Genomic DNA, 5,318 nt, shown 5'->3' with positions numbered 1-5,318 from the left:
TCACCGCCGCTTGCGGCAAGGTGAAGCTGGTGCGCACGATGTAGGGCGAGGCGGTGGTGATGACCGAGGTGGCCGCAGCCGTCACCACCATCGGCGTCTTGCTCTGGGTGGCGATCGGCGCGGTGGCCATCGCGGTGGGGGTGATGCCAAAGCCGGCGATCACGTCGACCTTGTCGTTGACCACCAGCTCCTGCGCGATGCGGCGCGTGGCGTCGGCCACGGCCCCGTCGTCCTTGACGATGAGCTCGATCTTGCGGCCGGCGACGGTGCTGCCGTTTTGCGCCATGTAGAGCTTGACCGCGGCTTCGATCTGGCGGCCGGTGGAGGCCGACTGGCCCGTCATGGGCAGGATAAAACCGATCTTGAACGGCGCGGTTTGCGCAAAACCCGAGGGCAGGCACAGGGCGAGCGCGACCGGGATGAGTCCTTTGAGGACTTGGCGTTTTTGCATGAGGTGTGTCTCCAACGTGAGGGCGGTGAATGGGGTGAATGTGCGGCATGCGCACGCGATCGGGCAATTGGGGCGATCGACTAGCAGCTATGCCGATGTGGCATAGCCGATCGCCCGCTGTTAGTCGGCGCGATAGGCGGTGTCGAGCACCACACCGCCACCGCTGACCCTTGAAACGCAGGCGCACAGGCGTTGGTTGGCCTGCTGCTCGTGCGGGCTGAAAAAAACGTCGCGGTGGTCGATCTCTCCTTGCACCGACAGCACGTCCATGGCGCACAGGCCACACTCGCCGCGGCAGCAGTCGAAGAGGGTTTCGACCCCGGCCTCGTTCAACACGTCGAGCAGGCTGCGGTCGGCCGGTACTTCGATGCGCAGTTGGTGGCGCGGCAGCTCCACCCAGAAGGGCTGGGCCTGGTAGTGGCCGCTGTTGCCGAAGGTCTCGAAGCGCAGGTCGGCCGGCGCACGGCCGGCGCGCTGCCAGGCCTCGCGCGCCGAATCGAGCAGCGGGATGGGGCCGCACACCAGCATCTGGCCGCGCGGCGCCAGCGCAGCGATCTCGGCATCGAGATCGAGGCGTTGCCCGGCGTCGCTGCAGAAGGTCTGCAGCCGCTCGCCCAATGCAGCCGTCAGCACGTCGCCCAGCACCAGCTCGGCGGCCGAGCGGGCGGCATAGCGCATGCGCACATCAGCGCCCTTGCCCGCCAGAATCTGCGCCATGCCCACCAGCGGCGTGATGCCGATGCCGCCGGCGATCAACAGGAACTGTGGCGCGTTGAAGGCCAGCTCGAAGTGGTTGTTGGGCTCGCCGATCATCAGCTCAGCGCCGGCTTCCAGGCCCCACATGTAGCGTGAGCCGCCGCGGCTGGGCTCGGCGCGCTTGACGGCGATGCGGTAGACCTCGGGGTCGTGCAGGCCGACGAGTGAATAGGAGCGGGTTTCCTCGCGGCCATCGACCAAGACACGAAGCTTCAAGTGGCTGCCCACCGTCCACGGTTTCACCCCGCCTTCGGGGCGGATCTGAAACTCGCGCACCGTGGGGCTCAGGTTGCGGTGGGTGCGGATGTGGGCGGGGTGCCAGGTTTGGTTGTTTTTCATGGGCAGTCCTTTCAAAACACGCCGTTTGATTGACCCGTTCGGGCTGAGAACTTTTTGAGTCCCCCCACCGTTCGGGCTGAGCTTGTCGAAGCCAGCGCCGTGCACTACGCACCCTTCGACAGGCTCAGGGCGAACGGAGTGGGGGCTCAGCGCGAGCGGAGTGGCAGGGTCAACGGTGAGCGGGTGTGGCGCGGCGGCGGATCAGGCTCGCGCCGGGCAGTTTTTGCAGGCTCTGGTGGCTTTGCAGCGCGGCCCGCAGATTCTGGTGGGCAATGCGCGCGTGCTCGCGCATCAGGGCTTCGGCTCGTGCGCCCTCGCGCTGCACGATGGCTTCGATGACGCTGCGGTGCTGCTCTTGGGCCACCACCAAAATGTCGCGCGCATCGGGGCCGGTGGAACGCGCCATCACGAAGCCGTTGGGCGACGCAAACGGCAGCGTCTTGGCCCGGTCGAGCTGGCGCGCCACGAGGTCGCTGCCCGCCATCTCGGACAGCAGGTCGTGGAAACGGCCGTTCTGTTCGACGTAGCCGGTGAAGGACTCTTCGGTCAGCTCAGGTTGGGCCAGCAGCGCGTCGATGCGGGCGATGCAGTCGCGCGCTTCGGCCAGCAGCACCGAGCTCACGCCGCGCTCGGCGGCCAGGCGCGCGGCCAGGCCTTCGAGCGTGCCGCGCACTTCGATCGCGTCATGGATGTCGGCTTCGGAAAAGTCCTTCACCGCAAAGCCACCGTTGGGCAGGGCTTCGAGCAAGCCCTCTTCCTGCAGGCGCACCAAGGCCATGCGGATCGGCGTGCGCGAGGCCCCCAGCAGCTCGACCAGCGCCAGCTCGGCAATGCGGCTGCCAGGCTTGAGCTCACCGCCGACGATCAGCGCTCTGAGCTTGAGTTGTGTGCGGACGGTTTGCGAGGTGCCGGGGTCTTCGGCGACTTCGAGTCTTGTTGTCATGGTTCGTCGCTCCTTTTCACCGCAGAGTCGCAAAGGACGCAAAGGTCGCCAAGGAATGCAAAGGCTTTCTCTGCGACCTTGGCGTTCTTCGCGCCTTGGCGGTGAAACTTGCGGGCAAGCCAACCCCCCTCACGCCGCACTCCGCAGCGGAATCACTTTCGGCGCCCCCGGCGGCGGCGCTTCGGCCTTCACCATCTTCTCGATCAGCTTGCGCGCCCACATCGAACCGGCGTCGATGTTGAGGTTGTAGAAGCTGTAGCCCGGGTGCTCGTTGATGGCTTGTTGCTGTGCTTCGAGAATCAACTCGTCTTCACGGAAGATGTTGGCCACGCCTTCGCGCAGCTCGTGCGTGAGGCGTTGTTCGCCCAGGCAGTAGTTGCGTGCAAAGGCCCAAAAGTAGTGGCAGGTGCCATCGGTCTCGGGGGTGATGGTGTTGAGCACAAAGCCGTTCACCCCTTTGGAGCGATCACCTTGTGGCGCACCGGTGCCGGTGGGCGCGACGCCCACGTCGATGGCGATGGTGCACGGCGCCTCGAAGCGGATGATCTGCCAGCGGTCGACCAGGCCCTCATGCCCTCTCGCATGCTTGAGTTGCCCGGCCCAGAACGGCGGCGCATCGATGCCTTCCATCCAACGTGTCACGGTGGCCGTCTTGTCGCCATGCGTGGCCACAAAGGGCGCCTCGGCCACGGCGCGCTGGCCGATGCTGGAGCCGTGCACAAAGGTCTCGTGCGTCAGGTCCATCAGGTTGTCGAGCACCAGGCGGTAGTCGCAGTTGACGCGGATCAGCTGGCCGTCGCCCGCCCAGGCCGGGTCGTCGTTCCAGTGCAGGTCGGGCACCTTGCTTTCATCGGCCAGCGCCGGGTCGCCGGGCCAGACCCAGATGAAGCGGTGCTTCTGCACCACCGGGTACGCCCTCACGCAGGCCGACGGGTTGATGGTTTCTTGCGAGGGCATGTGGGTGCAGCGGCCGTCGCCGTTGAAGACCAGGCCGTGGTAGCCGCATGTGATCTGATCGTCGTGCAGCGTGCCCTTGCTGAGCGGCAGCAGGCGGTGCCAGCAGGCGTCTTCGAGCACGGCGACCGAGGCGTCTTGACGGCGGAACATGACAATCTTTTGGCCGCAGATGGTGCGGCTCAGGAGGGCCGCTTTCACCTCCACGTCATAGGCAGCGGCATACCAGGCGTTGAGGGGGTAAGGCTTCATGATCCGACTTTCCTGAATACGCGTTGTATACATAGAAAGTCTATTCGCTCATTCAAACCCAATTAAACAAGGGTTTACCCTGTTCTTTGGGGAACTCCTGTATTCATCTGACGGGCTGGTAACTAACATGGCGCACTTCCCCGACCCAGGAGACCGCCATGAGCACGCGCACCGCACCCCCCTTTCGCGCCGACCACGTGGGCAGCTTTTTGCGCCCCAAGCGCCTGCTCGAAGCCCGCGAGAAAAAAGCCAAGGGCGAGATTTCGGCCGCCGAGTTGCGCCGCGTGGAAGACGACGCCATCACCGAGATCGTCAAGTTCCAGGAAGACGTGGGCCTGAAGAGCATCACCGACGGTGAATTCCGCCGTACCTATTTCCACATCGACTTTCTGGAGCAGCTGGGCGGCGTGAAAACCGACATCCCGGTGACGATCATCCGGCCCGACGGCAGCGAAGAGCTGGCCCCGCCGGTGATGAAGGTGATCGACAAAGTGCGCCACATCAAGGACATCCAGCTCGCCGACTTTCAGTACCTCAAGAGCCAGCTCGCACCCGGCAGCACGGCCAAGGTGACCATCCCCTCTCCCACCATGCTGCACTTTCGCGGCGGGCGCGCCGGCATCAGCCGCGAGCACTATCCCGAGCTTGAGCCCACGTTCTATCAAGACGTGGCCAATGCCTACGGCGACGAACTGCGCTCACTCGCCGCGGCCGGCTGCACCTATGTGCAGATGGACGACACCAACATGGCCTACCTGTGCGACGAGCACATGCGCGAGGCCGCCCGCCAACGTGGTGACGACCCCAACGAGCTGCCGCACCGCTACGCCAAGTTCATCAACCTGGTGGTGGCGCAAAAGCCCGCCGGCATGACGCTCGCCATGCACCTGTGCCGCGGCAACTTCAAGAGCACCCACGCCGCAGCCGGCAACTACGAGCCGGTGGCCGAGGCGCTGCTGGCCGAGATGAACCTCGACGCCTACTTCCTCGAATACGACGACGACCGCTCGGGCGACTTTCGCCCGCTGCGCTACCTGCCCAAGGGCAAGACGGTGGTGCTCGGTCTCGTCACTACGAAGTTCGGCGAGATGGAGAGCAAAGACACGCTCAAGCGCCGCATCGACGAGGCCGCGAAGTACGCACCACTGGAGCAGCTGTGCCTGTCACCGCAGTGCGGCTTCAGCAGCACGGTGCACGGCAACAACATCGCGGTGGAAGCGCAGCGCAACAAGCTCAAGCTGGTGGTGGAGACGGCGCGCGAGGTGTGGGGAGGCTGAGGGCGCACTGCGCCCTCACCGAGTTCTTCGACCACCACCATCCGCTCAGCCTGAGCGGACTTTGACGCTGAAAGCTTTACTCAGGAAACGCGATCCTGCCAAGCCGAAGCGCCACGGCAGCTCCACCGCTTTCGTGATCCCGATGCGCGGACCCGCCACCACGTTCACCGGTTGCTCCCGCGCCCTCAGCTCGAACGGCGCCCGATCCAGCCGCAGCCCATTGAGGTCACGCGTCACACCCAGCGCCTGCGCCAAGCGCCCCGGGCCGGCGCAGAGCAGGCGCTCGTCGTTCACCCCGCGCCGTTCACGCATCTGATCCAGGCCTTGCAAGGGCTCGATCGCGCGG

Annotated in this window: 6 protein-coding genes; 1 reads left to right on the top strand and 5 read right to left on the bottom strand. The window is 65.4% G+C overall.

The features are described 5' to 3' along the window. The 4 genes from RMO40_RS04310 to RMO40_RS04295 form a co-directional block, all read right to left on the bottom strand. The coding region (locus tag RMO40_RS04310) for an ABC transporter substrate-binding protein (protein WP_309716795.1) at window positions 1-451 on the bottom strand (451 nt) is incomplete at its 3' end. A 120-nt stretch (window positions 452-571) separates the two neighbouring features. After that, a complete protein-coding gene (locus RMO40_RS04305) occupies window positions 572-1,546 on the bottom strand; it encodes a 2Fe-2S iron-sulfur cluster-binding protein (protein ID WP_309716793.1) in 975 nt (324 codons plus the stop codon). A 169-nt stretch (window positions 1,547-1,715) separates the two neighbouring features. Next, window positions 1,716-2,489 (bottom strand): GntR family transcriptional regulator, encoded by a 774-nt coding sequence (locus RMO40_RS04300; protein ID WP_309716791.1) that lies wholly within the window; start codon window positions 2,487-2,489, stop codon window positions 1,716-1,718. 129 nt (window positions 2,490-2,618) lie between these two features. Continuing rightward, entirely contained in the window at window positions 2,619-3,695 is a 1,077-nt protein-coding gene (locus RMO40_RS04295; protein ID WP_309716788.1) for an aromatic ring-hydroxylating dioxygenase subunit alpha, read from the bottom strand. A gap of 158 nt (window positions 3,696-3,853) precedes the next feature. On the opposite strand from RMO40_RS04295, the gene RMO40_RS04290 reads away from it, so the two are divergent. Further along, window positions 3,854-4,972 carry a 5-methyltetrahydropteroyltriglutamate--homocysteine S-methyltransferase gene (locus RMO40_RS04290; protein ID WP_309716785.1) on the top strand — a complete coding sequence of 373 codons (1,119 nt, stop codon included), beginning with the start codon at window positions 3,854-3,856 and terminating at the stop codon, window positions 4,970-4,972. A gap of 45 nt (window positions 4,973-5,017) precedes the next feature. Here the strand turns inward: RMO40_RS04290 and RMO40_RS04285 are convergent. After that, the coding region (locus RMO40_RS04285; RefSeq protein ID WP_309716782.1) for a DNA-3-methyladenine glycosylase at window positions 5,018-5,318 on the bottom strand (301 nt) is incomplete at its 5' end.

Source organism: Rhizobacter sp., assembly GCF_031412075.1.
Lineage (GTDB): Bacteria > Pseudomonadota > Gammaproteobacteria > Burkholderiales > Burkholderiaceae_C > Rhizobacter.
The sequence above is the reverse complement of the archived record's forward strand: the minus strand, read 5'-3'. Positions and strand labels throughout refer to the sequence as shown.

Bases quoted from the DNA above. Each gene is read 5' to 3' on its own strand.
- RMO40_RS04290 (WP_309716785.1), top strand. From the start codon at position 3,854: ATGAGCACGCGCACCGCACCCCCCTTTCGCGCCGACCACGTGGGCAGC.
- RMO40_RS04295 (WP_309716788.1), bottom strand. From the start codon at position 3,695: ATGAAGCCTTACCCCCTCAACGCCTGGTATGCCGCTGCCTATGACGTG.
- RMO40_RS04300 (WP_309716791.1), bottom strand. From the start codon at position 2,489: ATGACAACAAGACTCGAAGTCGCCGAAGACCCCGGCACCTCGCAAACC.
- RMO40_RS04305 (WP_309716793.1), bottom strand. From the start codon at position 1,546: ATGAAAAACAACCAAACCTGGCACCCCGCCCACATCCGCACCCACCGC.